Annotated in this window: 18 protein-coding genes; 9 read left to right on the top strand and 9 right to left on the bottom strand. The window is 72.1% G+C overall.

Going from position 1 to position 16,021, the window contains the following annotated elements:
* Positions 1-10: 10 nt before the first annotated feature.
* Together DVK06_RS04600 and DVK06_RS04595 are read right to left on the bottom strand one after the other, a co-directional pair.
* Positions 11-391 carry a methylglyoxal synthase gene (locus tag DVK06_RS04600; RefSeq protein WP_121599469.1) on the bottom strand — a complete coding sequence of 127 codons (381 nt, stop codon included), beginning with the start codon at positions 389-391 and terminating at the stop codon, positions 11-13.
* 49 nt (positions 392-440) lie between these two features.
* Positions 441-749: a hypothetical protein gene (locus DVK06_RS04595; RefSeq protein WP_121599468.1), complete on the bottom strand. Its 309-nt coding sequence runs from the start codon at positions 747-749 to the stop codon at positions 441-443.
* A 67-nt stretch (positions 750-816) separates the two neighbouring features.
* On the opposite strand from DVK06_RS04595, the gene DVK06_RS04590 reads away from it, so the two are divergent.
* The 3 genes from DVK06_RS04590 to DVK06_RS04580 all read left to right on the top strand — a co-directional run bounded on the left by DVK06_RS04590 (position 817) and on the right by DVK06_RS04580 (position 5,968).
* A complete protein-coding gene (locus DVK06_RS04590) occupies positions 817-2,850 on the top strand; it encodes a hydantoinase/oxoprolinase family protein (protein ID WP_121599467.1) in 2,034 nt (677 codons plus the stop codon).
* Positions 2,847-4,478 carry a hydantoinase B/oxoprolinase family protein gene (locus tag DVK06_RS04585; protein WP_121599466.1) on the top strand — a complete coding sequence of 544 codons (1,632 nt, stop codon included), beginning with the start codon at positions 2,847-2,849 and terminating at the stop codon, positions 4,476-4,478. Before DVK06_RS04590 ends, DVK06_RS04585 begins: the two co-directional genes overlap by 4 nt.
* Positions 4,479-4,573: 95 nt before the next feature.
* Positions 4,574-5,968 (top strand): APC family permease, encoded by a 1,395-nt coding sequence (locus DVK06_RS04580; RefSeq protein WP_121599465.1) that lies wholly within the window; start codon positions 4,574-4,576, stop codon positions 5,966-5,968.
* Between the two features lie 39 nt (positions 5,969-6,007).
* Here the strand turns inward: DVK06_RS04580 and DVK06_RS04575 are convergent, their stop codons facing one another.
* Positions 6,008-7,933 carry a beta-CASP ribonuclease aCPSF1 gene (locus DVK06_RS04575; protein WP_053771313.1) on the bottom strand — a complete coding sequence of 642 codons (1,926 nt, stop codon included), beginning with the start codon at positions 7,931-7,933 and terminating at the stop codon, positions 6,008-6,010.
* 221 nt (positions 7,934-8,154) lie between these two features.
* On the opposite strand from DVK06_RS04575, the gene DVK06_RS04570 reads away from it, so the two are divergent.
* The gene (locus tag DVK06_RS04570) at positions 8,155-8,676 is read left to right on the top strand and encodes a hypothetical protein (protein ID WP_121599464.1); all 522 of its coding nucleotides are present in this window, start codon (positions 8,155-8,157) and stop codon (positions 8,674-8,676) included.
* A 15-nt stretch (positions 8,677-8,691) separates the two neighbouring features.
* On the opposite strand, the gene DVK06_RS04565 is transcribed toward DVK06_RS04570, so the two are convergent.
* The 6 genes from DVK06_RS04565 to DVK06_RS04540 form a co-directional block, all read right to left on the bottom strand.
* Positions 8,692-9,558 carry an SDR family oxidoreductase gene (locus tag DVK06_RS04565; RefSeq protein ID WP_121599463.1) on the bottom strand — a complete coding sequence of 289 codons (867 nt, stop codon included), beginning with the start codon at positions 9,556-9,558 and terminating at the stop codon, positions 8,692-8,694.
* A 66-nt stretch (positions 9,559-9,624) separates the two neighbouring features.
* Positions 9,625-10,404 (bottom strand): archaeal proteasome endopeptidase complex subunit alpha, encoded by a 780-nt coding sequence (gene psmA / locus DVK06_RS04560; protein WP_121599462.1) that lies wholly within the window; start codon positions 10,402-10,404, stop codon positions 9,625-9,627.
* Positions 10,405-10,408: 4 nt separating this feature from the next.
* A complete protein-coding gene (locus tag DVK06_RS04555; protein ID WP_053771309.1) occupies positions 10,409-10,888 on the bottom strand; it encodes an Rpp14/Pop5 family protein in 480 nt (159 codons plus the stop codon).
* 10 nt (positions 10,889-10,898) lie between these two features.
* Entirely contained in the window at positions 10,899-11,522 is a 624-nt protein-coding gene (locus DVK06_RS04550; RefSeq protein WP_121599461.1) for a class I SAM-dependent methyltransferase, read from the bottom strand.
* A complete protein-coding gene (locus DVK06_RS04545; RefSeq protein ID WP_121599460.1) occupies positions 11,506-12,279 on the bottom strand; it encodes an RNase P subunit p30 family protein in 774 nt (257 codons plus the stop codon). The genes DVK06_RS04550 and DVK06_RS04545 overlap by 17 nt, the downstream gene beginning before the upstream one ends.
* 61 nt (positions 12,280-12,340) lie before the next feature.
* Positions 12,341-13,204 (bottom strand): DUF6498-containing protein, encoded by an 864-nt coding sequence (locus DVK06_RS04540; protein ID WP_121599459.1) that lies wholly within the window; start codon positions 13,202-13,204, stop codon positions 12,341-12,343.
* A 79-nt stretch (positions 13,205-13,283) separates the two neighbouring features.
* Between DVK06_RS04540 and DVK06_RS04535 the strand changes: the two genes are divergently transcribed.
* The 5 genes from DVK06_RS04535 to DVK06_RS04515 all read left to right on the top strand — a co-directional run bounded on the left by DVK06_RS04535 (position 13,284) and on the right by DVK06_RS04515 (position 15,956).
* The gene (locus tag DVK06_RS04535; RefSeq protein WP_121599458.1) at positions 13,284-13,568 is read left to right on the top strand and encodes a DUF357 domain-containing protein; all 285 of its coding nucleotides are present in this window, start codon (positions 13,284-13,286) and stop codon (positions 13,566-13,568) included.
* 76 nt (positions 13,569-13,644) lie between these two features.
* A complete protein-coding gene (locus DVK06_RS04530; protein ID WP_121599457.1) occupies positions 13,645-14,763 on the top strand; it encodes a M20 family metallopeptidase in 1,119 nt (372 codons plus the stop codon).
* Positions 14,764-14,857: 94 nt separating this feature from the next.
* A complete protein-coding gene (locus DVK06_RS04525) occupies positions 14,858-15,010 on the top strand; it encodes a 50S ribosomal protein L39e (RefSeq protein ID WP_004050128.1) in 153 nt (50 codons plus the stop codon).
* Positions 15,011-15,289: a 50S ribosomal protein L31e gene (locus tag DVK06_RS04520; RefSeq protein WP_053771303.1), complete on the top strand. Its 279-nt coding sequence runs from the start codon at positions 15,011-15,013 to the stop codon at positions 15,287-15,289.
* Between the two features lies 1 nt (position 15,290).
* Positions 15,291-15,956, top strand: coding sequence for a translation initiation factor IF-6 (locus tag DVK06_RS04515; RefSeq protein WP_053771302.1), 666 nt, complete (start codon positions 15,291-15,293; stop codon positions 15,954-15,956).
* Positions 15,957-16,021: the final 65 nt, after the last annotated feature.

The following is a 16,021-nucleotide window of genomic DNA, read 5'->3' as shown; positions in this document are numbered from 1 at the left end:
GTCTGCGGTATCAGTCGAGAGAATCGCCGTCTAAGAGTCCATCGACGAGCAGCTCCGCGGACGCCACGTTCGTCGCCAGCGGCACGTCCTTCACGTCGCAGACCCGTAGCAGCGCCGAGATGTCGGGCTCGTGCGCCTGCGCGGTCAGGGGATCGCGGAGGAACACGACCCCGTCGATCCTATCGTCCGCGATCATCCCACCGATCTGGAGGTCGCCGCCGTACGGCCCCGAGGCCTGTCGGTTCACGGCGAGCCCGGTCGCGTCCGCGATGCGCTTGCCCGTCGTCCCGGTGGTGACCAGTTCGCACTCGTCGAGGACGCCGGTGTGTCGCTCGACGAACGCGACCATCTCGTCTTTCAGCTCGTCGTGTGCGATGAGCGCGATGCGCATACGTGGCGCTCGCTCCGGCGTCGCTTAAGCGCTCGCCTCGCCGCGGCGTTCACTCCACCGCCGCGGGGCCGTCGCCCGGACCGTCGCCGTCGTTCGGGCCCTCCCCGGTGCCGTGGCCGTCACCGTCGCTGCCGTCTGTTCCCCCGGACGCCAAGGACGCCCCGAACGGGCCGAGCGCGACGCGGGCCAGCGTCCCGGGACTGTGTCGGCGGATCACCAGCAGGGCGTTGGCCGCGAACACCGCGACGCCGAGCGTCGCGAGCGACAGCCCGACGAGCGCCGCGCGGCGAACGGATCGAGTCCGTCGGGCCGCCGAACGGGGCGGTCTTAAGTCCGTCCGGTGACGAGGGCGGGCCATGCCACGCGACCGAGCCACGTCGCCGCTCGGCGTCCGGACGCTCCGCGACGCCGCGGGGGTGTCGTAGATGGGCGGCGGAACGACCGACGGCCGGGCGACGGACGCGCGAGCCGTCGGCGTCGACGTCGGCGGGACGTTCACCGACGTCGCGCTCGCGCTCGACGACCGCCTCGTCACCGCGAAGGTGCCGAGCACCGACGATCAGAGCGAGGGCGTCGCGGCCGGCGTCGAGAAGGCCTGCGAGGCGGCCGGGATCGCCCCCGAGAGCGTGACCGAGTTCTCCCACGCGATGACCGTCTCCGTCAACGCGCTCCTGGAGGGCGACGGCGCGCGGACCGCGCTCGTGACGACCGAGGGCTTCCGCGACGTGCTGGAGATCGGCCGGCAGACCCGGCCGTCGCTGTACGACCTCGACGCCGAGAAGCCGGCCCCCCTCGTTCCCCGGCGCCGGCGGTTCGAGGTCCCCGAGCGCGCGACCGTCGACGGGATCGATCGACCGGTCGACGACGCGGCGATCGAGTCGCTCGTCGCCGACCTCCGCGACGCCGACGTCGAGTCCGTCGCCGTGTGCCTGCTCCACGCCTACGCCCACCCTGAGAACGAGGACCGCCTCGCGGACGCGCTCCGCGACGCGCTCGACGCGCCCGTCTCGGCCTCCAACGAGGTGCTGCCGGAGTTCCGCGAGTACGAGCGCACCTCCACCACGGTGGTCGACGCCTACGTCCGCCCGGCGATCGACGGCTACGTCGGCCGCCTCACGGAGCGGGCGCGGGACCTCGGGCTGCCCCAGCCGCGGATCATGCAGGCCAACGGCGGCGTCACCGACGCCGAGACGGTCAGGCGGAACGCCGTGACGACCGTCCTCTCCGGGCCCGCCGCCGGGGTCGTGGGCGCGAGCGCCACGGCCGCGACCGACGCCGAGCGCGACGGCCTGATCACCTTCGACATGGGCGGCACTTCCAGCGACGTGAGCCTCGTCCGGGACGGCGAGGTCGAGCGGACGACGGAGTCGGCGATCGCCGACCGGCCGATCGGCACCCCGATGGTCGACGTCGAGACCGTGGGCGCCGGCGGCGGGTCGATCGCGCGGGTCGACGCCGGCGGCGCGCTCCGGATCGGCCCGCGCTCCGCGGGCGCCGACCCCGGTCCGGCCTGCTACGGGAAGGGGGGAACGGAGCCGACCGTCACCGACGCGGACCTCGTCTTGGGGTACGTCGGCGCGGACACCGACCTGGGCGGCGACCTCTCGCTCGACGCCGCGGCCGCCCGCGACGCCCTCGCCGACCTCGCCGACGAGGCGGGAATGGAGGGGCCGGTCGCGGCCGCGCTCGGCGTCCACCGCGTCGCGAACGCCGACATGACCCGCGCGATCCGATCCGTCACGGTCGAGCGCGGCCACGACCCGCGCGGGTTCGGCCTCGTCGCGTTCGGCGGCGCCGGCCCGATGCACGCGGTCGCGATCGCCGACGGCCTCGACGTCGAGCGCGTCGTCGTGCCGCGCGCCTCCGGCGTCCTGTCGGCGTACGGCCTGCTCGCGGCCGACGAGACGCGCGACGCGGTGCGGACCCGGCAGGCCCCCCTCGCCGAGGTCGACCCCGACGCGGTCGAGGCCGTCTACGCGGAGCTGACCGAGGGGCTGTCGGACGAGGTCAGCGACCCGGCGGCCGCGGGGATGGAGTACGCGGCGGATTGCCGCTACGGCGGACAGAGCTTCGAACTGACCGTCGACGTCGACCGACCGTTCGACCCCGCGGCGGTCGGCGAGCGGTTCGCGGCGGCCCACGAGTCGGCGTACGGCTACCGCGCCGGCGAGCCGGTCGAACTGGTGAACTGCCGCGCGACGGCGACGGTCCCGCGGACGGCCCCGGCGGTCGGCGTCGACGCCCCCGAGGACCCCGGTCCGCGGACGACGCGCGAGGCGGTGTTCCCCGACGGCGCCCGGGAGACGCCGGTCTACGACCGCGATCGGTTCCCGCTCGGCGAGGCCGTCGAAGGACCGGTCGTCGTCGAGGGGCCGGAGAGCACGGTCGTCGTCCCGCCGGGGTGGGGCGTGCGGCTCCGCGGCGACGGCGCGCTGCTCGCGGAGGTGAGCGAGGCGTGACGGGCGCCGACCTCGACCCGGTCACGTTGGAGATCCTCCGGAACCAACTGGAGAGCGTCGCGGCCGAGATGGGCCACGTGCTGATCCGCGGGGCGTACTCGCCGAACATCAAGGAGCGCCAAGACTGCTCGACGGCGCTGTTCGACGCCGACGGGCGGATGGTCGCGCAGGCCGAGCACATCCCGGTCCACCTCGGGGCGATGCCGGACGCCGTCGACGCGGTCCTCGGGAAGGACCCGAAGCCGGGCGACGTGTTCGTCGTCAACGACCCGTTCGCGGGCGGGACCCACCTCCCGGACGTGACGCTCGTCTCGACGGTCGCGCCCCGCGGCGAGGTCGTCGGCTACGCGGTGTCGCGCGCGCACCACGCCGACGTGGGCGGGAGCGCGCCGGGGAGCATGCCGCCCGGCGCGCGGGAGATCTACGAGGAGGGGCTCAGGCTCCCGACGGTCCGGCTCGTCGACGGCGGCCAGCCGAACGAGGCCGTCCGCGACCTGATCCTCGCCAACGTCCGCACGCCGGACGAGCGGGCGGCGGACCTCCGGGCGCAGCGCGCCGCGAACGCGCGCGCCGAGGAGCGGGTCGGCGAGCTGCTCGACGAGCACGGCGACGCGCTCCTCGACGCCTTCGACGCCGTCATCGACTACTCGCGCGACCGGATCGAGGCCGAGATCCGGGAGCTCCCGGACGGGACCTACCGCGCGCGAGACGTGCTCGAAGGCGACGGCGTGACCGACGGGGACATCCCGGTCGAAGCCGCGGTCACCGTCGACGGCGCGTCCCTCGACGTCGACTTCGCCGGCACCGCCGACCAGGTGCCTGGAAACCTGAACGCCCCGTTCTCGGTCGCGAAGAGCGCGGTCTACTTCGTGGTCCGCGCGATCACCGACCCGGAGATCCCGCCGAACCACGGCTGTTACGAGCCGGTGTCGATATCGGCGCCCGAGGGGTCGCTGCTCGACCCGCGCCCGCCGGCCGCGGTCGTCGGCGGCAACGTCGAGACGAGCCAGCGCGTCACCGACGTGACGCTGGCGGCGCTCGCCGAGGCGGTCCCGGAGGTCGTCCCGGCCGGCGGCCAGGGGACGATGAACAACCTGATCATCGGCGACCGCGCCGGCGAGTTCACCTACTACGAGACCATCGCCGGCGGCTTCGGCGCCCGGCCGGGCAAGGACGGGATGGACGGCGTCCAAGTCGGGATGACGAACACGCTCAACACCCCCGTCGAGGCGCTGGAGGCGGCGTACCCGCTCCGGATCGAGCGCTACGCTCTCCGCCCGTCGAGCGGCGGCGACGGCCGGCACCGGGGCGGCCTCGGCGTCGAGCGGCGCCTCACCGTCGAGGCGGACGCGACCGTCTCGCTGCTGACGGAGCGGCGCCGTACCGCCCCGCGCGGGCTCGACGGCGGCGGCGACGGCGCGCTCGGCGAGAACCTGATCGACGGGGAGCCGGTCCCGGCGAAGGCGTCCGTCGACGTCCCGGCCGGCACGACGGTCTCGGTCCGCACGCCGGGCGGCGGCGGGCACGGCGACCCCGCCGAGCGCGACCCCGAGGCGCGGGAGCGAGACCGGCGCGACGGGAAGGTCGACGCGAGCGGCGACGGACCCGACGACGACCGGCGGAAGTGAGCGGCGGCCGTCCGCCGCGTTATCGGACCCGAAATACGCGAGTCCTCTATTACTGATCGCGAAGGATTAACTGTGGGTATTCCAAGCGATAGGTAATGAGTGAAGGGGATCTGAGCCGGGACCTCGGGCTCTATTCGGCGGTGACGCTGAGCATGGGCGCCATGATCGGCGGCGGCATTTTCGTCCTCCCGGCGGTCGGCTACGAGAAGGCCGGCCCAGCGGTCATCTTCGCGTACCTGATCGCCGGCCTGATCGTCCTCCCGAACGCGCTCTCGAAGGCCGAGATGGCGACGGCGATGCCCGAGGACGGCGGGACCTACATCTACATCGACCGCGCGATGGGCCCGCTGTTCGGAACGATCGCGGGCGTCGGCGTCTGGTTCTCGCTCGTGTTCAAGAGCGCGTTCGCGCTCGTCGGCCTCGGCGCCTACCTGCTGTTGCTCGTGAACATTCCATTCGGCCTCGTCAAGACGGTCGCGCTCGTCCTCGGGGTCGTCGTCATCCTGCTCAACGTCGTCGGCACGGAGAAGAGCGGGCAGGTACAGAGCGTCCTCGTCACCTTCGTCGTGCTCGTGCTCGGCGCCTACGTCGTCGGCGGGATCCGGCCGGCGGAGTCGGCGCAGTACGTCCCGTTCACGACCCACGGCGTCGGCGGGATCGCGACCGCCGCCGCCTTCGTGTTCGTCTCGTACGCGGGGATCGGCGAGGTCGCGTCCGTCGCCGAGGAGATCGCCGACCCGGACCGGAACATCCCGCTCGCGATGCTCGTCTCCATCGGCGTGATGATGGCAATATACACGGCGGTCGTGGCCGTCGTCGTCGGCGTCGTGCCGGGCGAGACCCTCGTCACCGGCGGTCCGGGCGGCGGGACTTCCCTCACGCCGATGGCCGACAACGCGGCGCGGGTGTTCGGCGGCGCCGGCGTCACCGTCGTCGCGGTCACCGCCGTCCTCGCGCTCACCAGCATGGCGAACGCGGGCGTCTTGGGGACCTCTCGGTTCCTGCTCGCGATGAGCCGCGACTCGCTCATCCCCGCGCGCGTCGGGCGGATCAACCCCCGGTTCCTCACGCCGGTGAACGCCGTCCTCGTCACCGGCGCGCTGCTGCTCGCGCTCATCGCGTTCGTCCCGGTGGTCGACCTGGCGAAGCTGGCGAGCGCCTTCCTCATCCTCGTCTTCTCGCTGGAGAACCTCTCCGTGATCGTCTTCCGGGAGGCCGACGTGGACTTCTACGACCCGGACTTCCGGTCTCCGGGGTACCCGGTGTTACAGATACTCGGCGTGATCGGCGGCGCCGTGCTGATCGTTCAGATGGGGCGCCTCTCGATCCTCGGCGCGGTCGGCATTACCCTCGGAAGCCTCGCGTGGTACCTCGCGTACGCGCGCTCGCGGACCGCTCGCACCGGCGCGCTGGCGACGTTCCTCGACCGTGACGACGACGCCACGGACCCGCCGGACGAGGCCGTCGCCGCGGAACAGCGAGACGACTGACGGCGCGGCGCTCTCGCCAGCACGCCAGTTCTCTACCGCCTACTTGAACCGGAACGTCTCCAAGTTCTTCGGCGCGAACGTCCGCATGTTGTAGTCGTGGTACAGCGACGACGAGAGGTCCTGGACCGAGCTCTCGTCGCCGTGGACGCACAGCACCTTCTCCGGGCGCGGGTTCATCGTCTTCACGAAGTTCTCTAAGCCCTGCCGGTCGGCGTGACCGGAGAAGCCGTCGACGACCTCGGTGTCCATCTCCAGGGTGAGCGTGTCGCCGCGGCTCCCGCCGCCCCAGCCGTCGACCGGGATCTCGTCCCAGCCGTTCTGGATCCGGCGGCCGAGCGTCCCCTGCGCCTGGTAGCCGACGAAGACGAGGTTCGAGTCCGGGTCGGGGCCGATGTGGCGGAGCCACGACATGATCGGCCCGCCCTCGATCATCCCCGACGTGGAGATGATGATACACTCGTCGCCGTCGGCGACGTCCTGTCGCTCCTCTTCGCCGCCGTCGATGTGGTTGAACTGGTCGGCCAGGAACGGGTTCTCGTCCTCGTGGAAGATGCGGTCGCGGAGGTCGTCGCGGAGGTACTCGGGGTAGGTGGTGTGGATCGCTGTCGCCTCCCAGATCATCCCGTCGAGGTGGACGGGCATCTCCGGGATCTCGCCCTCGCGCATCGCCTCCTCCAAGACGAGCATGATCTCCTGAGAGCGTCCGACCGCGAAGGCGGGGATGACGACCTTCCCGCCCTGCTCGTACGTCTCGTTGATGACGCGTTTGAGCGCCTCCTCGGAGTCCTCCTGATCGGTCTGGTAGTCGTTGCGGCCGCCGTAGGTGGACTCCAGGACGAGCGTCTCGACGCGCGGGAAGTCGTTGACCGCGCCGTTGAACAGCCGCGTGTCCTCGTAGTGGATGTCGCCGGAGAAGGCGACGTTGTAGAGGCCGTCGCCGATGTGGAAGTGGGTGACGGCGCTGCCGAGGATGTGGCCCGCGTTGTGGAACGTGAGCTTCACGTCGGGCGCCACGTCGGTCACGTCGCCGTACTCCAGCGGGATGGTGTGTTTGATCGCGTCGCGGACCTGCGCGGACTCGTACGGCGGCGTCCGACCGTCCTTCGCCGCCACGTCGAGGTAGTCGAGCGTGAGCAGGCCCATCAGGTCGCGGGTCGGCTCCGTCGTGTAGATGGGGCCGTCGTAGCCGTACTTGAACAGGAGCGGGACCAGCGCCGAGTGGTCGAGGTGGGCGTGGGTCAACACGACCGCGTCGAGGGTCGCCGCGCCCGCGCCCAGCGCCTCGGGTACCTGGAGGTACGGCACCTCGCCCTCGGCGCCGGGCTTGTCGCCGCAGTCGATGAGGATCCGGGTCTCGGGCGTCGAGAGGATGAAGGCGGCGCGGCCGACCTCGCGGCAGCAGCCGAGCGTCGTGATCCGCACCCACTCGTCGTCGGACATCTCCTCGCGGTGGATCTGCCGGCCGACGCGTTCGAGGATGTCGCGGCGCTCCTCGCGCTCGTTCTTCAGGAAGCCGCGGACGTTCGAGACGGTGGAGGACTCGATCGGCGGCGTCCGAACGACCTCGGGGGTCCAGCCGACCTCCTGGGTGATCTCGCGGAGGGTCGAGCCGCGGCGGCCGATCACCATGCCGGGCTTCTCGGCCTCGATGACGACCTCGCCGGTGTCCTCGTGGAAGTCGAGGTCCGTGACGCCGGCCTCCTCGGGGATCACCTCGCGGACCTGGTCCTCGGCCCGCGCCGGCGGCGAGAGGGCGCTCGGGTCCGGTCGGACCGTGATCCGCTTGCGGAGCTTCGAGGCGAGCCGCCGGATCAGGTCGCCGTCGCCGGCGAACCGCTTCGGGTCGCGCGTGTACACGACCAGCTCCGGCCCCTCGTATTTCACGTCGGTGACCGTGATGTCGTTCGGAATCTCCTGTTCGATCTCTGATTTCAACGTATCGAGCTGCTTGTCGACTTGACTCATATCTCACTGCGGGTCGTCGGGGCCGCCGTCGTCGTCGAATCGCGTCGCGCGGCGACTCGGCGCCGATCGATCGACCGTGACGGGGTAGGCATAGTGGAAGTACTGTCCGTACTGGTTCCGTACGCGGGAACAGCCAGCGAAAACCCGCTTGGATCACGGTACTGCCCCGCCGTTATAAAAGCCTTCGCAAAGGGCAAGCCCCGGCCGACCCAACCCCGGCCATGCGCGTCACGCCGCAGACGGTCCGCGACGAACACGCCTGGGTCCGCGACCGCGCCGACGTGGTCGTCCCGATACTCAACGACACCCGCGACCGCCTCGGTCGCCTCTTCGACGCCGACGTGGACGCGGTCGCGCCCGACGCGTACCGCCGCGAGGTCGACGCCGTCTTCGCCGACGGCGAGGTCGCGGTCAACGTCGCGGGCTGCGTCGCGCTCTTACGCGACCTCGACGTCGAGGGCGACTACCCGGGCTTCGTCGTCGACGAGGCGCTGGGCCGCGAGCTGGCGGCGACGGTCGCCGGCGGGCGCCCGCTCTCGCTGCTCGCGCAGGCGACGTTCCACGTCGCCGACGTTCACGTGGACCGGGACGCGACGGCCGAGACGGATCGAGACGGCGCCGGCACCGCGGGGGCGGACGACCTCGACGCCGCGCTCGCGGCGGGGTTCCAGACGCGGCTGCCGGGCTGGGACTGGCGGGAGGGAGAGAGCCCGTTCGCGGTCGAGGCGGGGGGTAGCGAGTGACGGACGCGCGGCCGTCTACGACGTGACGTTCCTGACGAGGCCGTACACCCGGTCGATCAGCGCGTCGGGAACGAACCGCGCGAGCACGCCGACGCGAGCGACCGTCCCGGGCTGGACTCGCGCGGGGGGCTGGGTCGCGCTCGCGGCGTCGTAGATGGCGTGCGCGACGAGCTCCGGCTCCACGGCCCCCGGGCCGTCGCCGCCCATCAGCTGCGCGTCCTCGAACATGGCGTAGAAGTCCGCGTAGGCGTCGGTGCGCTCGATCCCCTCGCGCTCCTCGGGGTCGGCCTCCCGCTCCGCGCGCTCGGAGAAGCTCGTCTTCACGGGGCCGGGCTCGACGACGACCACGTCGATGCCGAGGTCGGCCACCTCGTTGCGGAGCGCGTCCGACATCGCCTCCAGGGCGAACTTCGAGCCGCTGTACACGCCGCCGCCGGGGATCGACACCCGGCCGGCGACCGACGAGACGTTGACGATGGTCCCGTCGCGCTCGCGGCGCATGGAGGGGAGAACCGCGCGGATCAGCCGGTGCGGCCCGTACACGTTCACGTCGAACTGGTCGTGGACGCGGTCCGTGGTGACGTCCTCGACCGGGCCGAACTGGCCGTAGCCGGCGTTGTTGATCAGGGCGTCGATCGCGCCCTCCTCGTCTAGGATCCGCTCGACGACGCGGTCGATGTCGTCCCGATCGGTGACGTCGAGCGTGGCGAGCTCACAGCCCGCCTCGCCGAGCGCCTCGACGTCCGCCGGGTTCCGCGCGGTGGCGTACACGGTCCATCCCTCGTCGAGGAACGCGTGCGCCGCGGCGCGGCCGATGCCCGAGGAACAGCCGGTGATGAGTACCGTCTTCTGCACGCGTCTCCGGTCAGTCTCCGACGGCATAACTCTCCCGACCGATGGCGGTCGAGCCGGAGACGCGCCGGCCGTCGCGCCCGCGGCGCCGACGACTTACTCCTCGTCGCTCTCGGCGTCGTCCGCCGCGTCCTCATCCTCGTCGGTCGCGAGGAGGTCCCGCTCGTCGAGGACCTCCTCGATGTCGTCCGCGGACAGCTCGCCGTACTCGGGGTCGTCGACGGTGATCGTCGCGACGCCGACGCCGTCGGGATCCAGTTCACCGTCGTTCGACTGCGCGAGGGTGTCGAGCGCGAGCCCGACCGCCTCGTCCGTCGAGACGCCCTCCTCGTACTCCGCTTCGAGGTAGTCGCGGAGGTCGTTGCGGTCCGAGCCGATCGACAGCGCTTGCCACTCGTAGGGGGTGCCCGAGGGGTCGGTCTCGAACAGGCGCGGCTCGCCGTCCTCGATGCCGCCGACGATGAGCGCGACGCCGAACGGGCGCGCGCCGCCGACCTGCGTGTACTGCTGGATGTGGTCGGTGATGTTCTTCGTCAGCGTCTCGATGCCGACGGGCTCGCCGTAGCGGAGCTGGTTGATCTGCGCCTGCCGCCGGGCGAAGTCGATGAGCTGGCGCGCGTCGGCGACGTGACCGGCGCTCGCGACGCCGACGTGGTCGTCGGCCTTGTGGAGCTTCTCGATGCTCTCCGGCTCCATGAGGGGGGAGCGGGCGCGCTTGTCGGCCGCGAGGACGACGCCGTCCTCGGCGCGGACGCCGACGCTCGCCGTCCCTCGCTTCACCGCCTCCCGGGCGTACTCGACCTGGTAGAGTCGGCCGTCCGGAGAGAAGATTGTGATGCCGCGGTCGTACGCCTGCTGTTGGGATTGGCCCTGCATGATATCACTCGGTGTCGAACGTCGTCGCGCCGACGCGGCCCGACTCGGTCCGCACGTCGCACGCGTCTCCGCGTACGGTCGCGGTCCGCTCGGCGCCCTCGAACGCGACGTCTCGCTGTGTCGAACTGGCGGTCGCGCGACCCATATATCTTTCTTCACAGGCACGCACCGTCCCCGAAATCCCCCTGACGAGGATCCCGACCGGCTCGCCGTCGACCTCGCTCACGCAGGCTATCGCGGCGCGCGCGTCGTCGACGTGGCCGTGCCTGACGCGGACGACGGCCTCGCCGCTGCCGTCCGCGTGGTCGAACGACAGCAGCGTGAGGTCGGCGTCGGCGCTGCCGGCGTCGCCGAGGAGGTTGCCGGCGCTGTACCACAGCGCGCGCTGGAACGCCCGCCGACCGACCTCGGCGTCCGCCCACGACTCGATGCCGACCGCGACGTACCGCCACCGCGGCCGCAGGTGTTTCGGGAGGTGCTTCACGACGGGGCCCTCACGCCGGGAGCTCCCGGATCCGCTCGGCGACGATCACCGCCACCTGGTCGTGGACGCGCTCGACCGCGGTCACCGCGAACCCCTCGGCCGTGAACGCCTCGACGAGCGTGCCGACGGTCGCGGGGTCGTCGACCTCGGGGCTGTAGAACGGCTCGTCGGGGTCGGGCGCCTCGAAGAACGCCACGTCGCCGAGGACGATCCGGCGCGCGCCCGTCTCGGCCATCACCCGGATCGCCTCGCGCTTCTCGTCGTCCGCGAGGTGGTGGAGCGCGAAGTTCGAGGTGACGACGTCGACCCCCCGGTCCGGGTCGACCTCGGGCTCGCGGAACTCGCCGTACGCGAACTCGACGTTGTCGAGCCCGCGCTCGTCGGCCTTCCGGCGCCCCTCGTCCATCATCCCCTCGCTGATGTCGCGCGCGAGGACGCGCTCGGCGTCCTCGGCGACCGCGAGCGCGATGGCGCCGGTGCCGGCGCCGAGGTCGAGGACCACGTCGTCCGGACCGGGCGCCGCGTGGTCGATCACGAGGCTCGCGCAGGCGTGGTACTCCTCGCTCTTCGAGTCGTCGTACTCCGCGGCCTTCTCCGAGAACCGCTCGGCGTGCTCCTCAACCGTCTTCTTCATACCTGCCACGTCGGACCCCCGGCTCTATGAAGCCCTCGGAGCGGCGCTCGCGGTTGCGGTCGACCAGGTCGCCCCACGCCCGGAGCCCCTCGCGGACGGCCTCGGCGTCGAACCCGACCGCCTCGCCGACCGCGACCAGCTCTCGGGGCGCCCGCAGTTCGAGGTGCGAGCGGGCGTTCGCGCTCACGACGTACGGCGCGTCGTAGTGGTCGACGATCTCGCGGAGCTTCCGGAGGTCCGCGAGCGCCCGGACCCGCTTCCCGCCGGTCTCGCGGAGTGCCGGCCCGAAGTCGAACTCGACGCGGACGCCGTTGTCGCGCGCCGCCTTCGCGAGGACGTGGTTGAAGTCGCCGCCGCCCGCCATCGGCCGGACGAGGACGTCGACGCGGGCCTGCTCGACCGCGAACCGGTTCAGGGCGTCGTCGCCGCCGACGACGCAGACCACCGTGCGGTCCGAGCGGTAGTTCCCGACCGCCCCGGAGGCGCTCGTCGGGTCGTCTGTGTCGACCTCGACCGCGTCGACCACGTCGATCCCGTACTCATCCCCGATGGCGGTCGGGTCGCGGACCGGGCGCTCGGCGCGGCCCGTTCCGACCGAGCCCCTCGCGTCGCCGGCCGCGGCGGAGCCGTCGTCGGCCGGGTCCAGCGCGTCGCGCGACCGCACGACGATCCCGTCGTAGCCGTGTCGCGCGGCGGTCGCCGCCTGGCGGGCGGCGGTCGCCTCCCCGTCGGGGGCGGCGTGAACGGCCTCGTACATGCCCCCTCCTTTCGCGGCCGTGGGTATCGGCGTTGCGCTTTCGGCGCTCCCGATCCGCAAATCACCCCTCGCCGGCGGACTCCTCCTCCTTCTTCCACTCGCGGCGCGGGTCCTCGCCGGTGAACCACGTCGCGACGCCGTCGGGGTCGTCCTCGCGGAACGCCCGCCGCCGTCCCCACTCGACGACCGCCTTGGCGAGCGTGATCGGGAGGAGGTACGGGAGGAGGACGGCCCCGACGCCGAACGCGTCGCCGACGCGGTCGAGCAGTCCGGGAGCGAGCGCCGCCTCGATCGCGAAGATCACGGCGGTGACGGGGACGACGGTCAGCATGCCGATGACGAAGTAGAAGAAGACGACGCGCTGGGCGGCCTCGACGACCATGTACGGCGACTGATCCTCGTAGGCGCGCTGGGCGAAGAACTCCCGGCGTACCTCCGCGACCTGCGCGCCGCAGACGCCGAGCGTCGCCAGCGCGACCGTGGGCGTGAAATACGAGAGCGCGTCCCAGCCGACCGGCACGAGCGGGAACAGGAGGAAGACGAACACCCCGAGCGAGCGGCGGACGACGCGGAAGTTCCGCCGGTAGATCGGCGGGAGCCACGGGACGAGGCGGGTCGGCTCCGGCTCGCGCTCCCACACCTCGTCGCGCTCGGCGTCCTCGTCGTAGCCGGTGATGTAGAACGAGCGGTCCGCCAACACGATCGGTCGCTCGGCGAACATCGCGGCGGCGGCGTGAGCAAGGACGAGAACGGCCACCTCGATCCAGTACACCGCGAGCAGCTCGCCGACGCGCCAGCCGAACGCGACCACGCCGGCGAGCGGGAGGAGGTTCGTCGCGACGACGAGCGCCAGCGCCCCGCGACCCGTGGGGGCGAGCGGGCGCGACGGGCCGCGGTCGGACCTCGGTGATCCGTCGGAGGGCATCGTATCGGTACCGGTTCGCGTCGAACATAAATCTCGCCACCCCACCGCCATTTTTGTTCGCTCGCGGGAACCACCGCGTATGGCCGCCGACTTGGAGGAGAAGACGGACCGCTACGAGCGGATGCTCGCGGACGCGTTGGCGGTCGCGGAACCCCGCCTCCCGGCCGACACGCCCCTGGGCGAGGCCGCGGCCGACGTGACCGAGATGGCCGAGTCGTACCTCGACGACGGGCGCCACTTCCGCGACGACGGCGACCCGGTGAACGCGCTCGCGTCGTACTCGTACGGTTACGGCTGGCTCGACGCCGGGGTACGGCTCGGGCTGTTCGCGGTGCCCGACGACACCGAGCTGTTCACGACGTGAGGCCGCGACGCGGCGGCCGGTCGCCCGGAGCGCCCGCGAGGGACGCTCTTAAGCGGCGACGACCGCCACTGGTGGCATGGACGAACTCGCGGACCTGACCGAGCGGCTCGTCTCGATCCCCTCTCACGAGGACGAAACGGCCGCGGGCGACGCCGTCGAGGAGTGGCTGCGCGCGGAGACGGACGCGACTGTCGAGCGCGACGGCGCGGGCAACGTCCTCGCGTACCGGGGCGCGACAGACGGCCAGGACGCCGACTCGCTCGCGCTGGTCGGCCACCACGACGTGGTCCCGCCCGCCCCCGAGCAGACGACCGGCGACGGACTCGACGGCGACTACGTCGTCGAGCGCCGCGACGGCCGGATCTACGGCCGCGGGACCGCAGACATGAAAGGGTCGGTCGCGGCCGCGATGTGCGCCTTCCGGGACGCGACGCCGCCGGCCGGCCGGGAGCTGATCTTCGCCTCGTTCGTCGGCGAGGAGGTCGGCGGCGAGGGCGCGAGACACGCCATCGACGCCGGGTTCGCGCCGGACCGAGCGGTCGTCGCGGAGGGGTCGACGAACTACTCGAAGCCCGGGGTCACGGACGTGGTCGTCGCGCACCGCGGGCGTCGGGGCTCGCGGCTCGTCGCGCGCGGCGAGGCCGCGCACGCCTCGGAGCCCGAGGCCGGCGAGAACGCCATCTACCGCGCCTGCGACGCGATCGACGCGGTCCGCGACCTCGACGCCCCGCGGGCGACGGTCCTCGGGAACGACGTGTCGGGGTCGCTCGCGGTCACCGTCGTCGACGGCGGCGAGACGTGGAACGTGATCCCGGAGCGCTGTGAGGCGACGGTCGACGAGCGCACCGTGCCGGGCGACCGCGCCGACCTCGCCGGCGTGGCGGACGCGACGCCGGGCGTCGAACTCGTCGTCGACCAAGACCTCCCGCCGATGGCCTGCGGCGACGCCGCGTTCGCGGACGCCGCGCTCGAGGTCGCCCGCGCGGTCCACGACGACCTCGGCCTCGACGCGCCCGAACACGTCACCAAGCCGCACGCGACCGACGCGGGGTGGCTCGCGGAGGCCGGCACCGAGTGCTTAGTCTGCGGCGCCTCCGAGCCCGGCGAGGCCCACACCGACACCGAGAGCGCGAGCCTCGACGCCCTCGACCGCTGTTACCGGATCTACATGGGCATCGCCGAGCGGGAACGGTAGCGGTCGCGACGCCGGCCTCGGTCCGGCTCCCGCGGACCCCGCGCGGCCCCGTATGGAAGGGGTTTTATGCGTTCCGCGGAAAGTGAGCGCCACTATGGGAGACAAGTCGAAGGCTCAAAAGAAGCGTCTGGCGAAGGCGGAGCGCCAGAACACCCGCGTCCCCGCGTGGGTCATGATGAAGACTGACATGAACGTGACGCGAAACCCCAAGCGGCGCAACTGGCGCCGGAACGACCTGGACGAGTAAATGTCGACGAACGACTTCGAGGAGCGCGTCGTCACCGTGCCGCTCCGCGACGCCAAAGACAAGCCCGTCCAGCAGCGCGCCGACTACGCCATGAAGATCACGCGGCAGCACCTCGCGAAGCACTTCTCCGTCGACGAGGGCGACGTGATCATCGACGGCTCCGTCAACGAGGCCGTCTGGGCGAACGGACGACAGAACCCGCCCAGCTCGGTGCGGGTCCGCGCGGCTCGGTTCGTCGAGGACGGCGAGCCGGTCGTCGAGGCCGAACACGCGGAGTAACGTGTTACGGGCGACCTTCACCGGCTCGTCGTACGTGGGCGTATTCGCCCGCGCCGTCGACGACCTCCTGCTGGTCCGGCCGGACGTCGACGAGGGGCTCGCCGAGGACCTCGCGGCGGAGCTCGGCGCCGAGCCGCTGCCGACGACGGTCGGCGGGTCGAACACGGTCGGCGCGCTCGCGACGGGCAACGAGAACGGCGTCCTCGTCTCCGCGCGGGCGACCGAGCGCGAGAAGGACCGGATCGCCGACGCCGCGGGCGTCCCGGTGCGAGAGCTTCCGGGAGAAATCAACGCCGCCGGGAACGTCGTCCTCGCGAACGACTCGGGCGCGTACGTCCACCCGGACCTCTCGCGCGAGGCGGTCCGGACGGTCGCCGACGCCCTCGACGTGCCGGTGACGCGGGGCGACCTCGGCGACGTGCGCACGGTCGGGACCGCGGCGGTCGCCAACAACACGGGCGTGCTCTGTCACCCCCAGTCGACCGAGTCGGAGCTTCAGGCGGTCGAGGAGGCGCTCGACGTCCGCGCCGACCTCGGCACCGTCAACTACGGCGCCCCGCTCGTCGGCTCCGGCCTCGTCGCCACCGACGAGGGGTACGTCGTCGGCGAGGACACCACCGGCCCCGAGCTGGGCCGCATCGAAGAGACTCTCGCCTTCATCGACTGAGCCGTCCCGCGCTCCGTTCTCCTTCGTTCCGATCGCACTCTTACATTTAAGAGCCGCAGCCGTGT

Origin of the sequence: Halorubrum sp. Atlit-28R, assembly GCF_003665955.1 — an archaeon.
GTDB classification, from domain to species: domain Archaea; phylum Halobacteriota; class Halobacteria; order Halobacteriales; family Haloferacaceae; genus Halorubrum; species Halorubrum tropicale.
The sequence above is the reverse complement of the archived record's forward strand: the minus strand, read 5'-3'. Positions and strand labels throughout refer to the sequence as shown.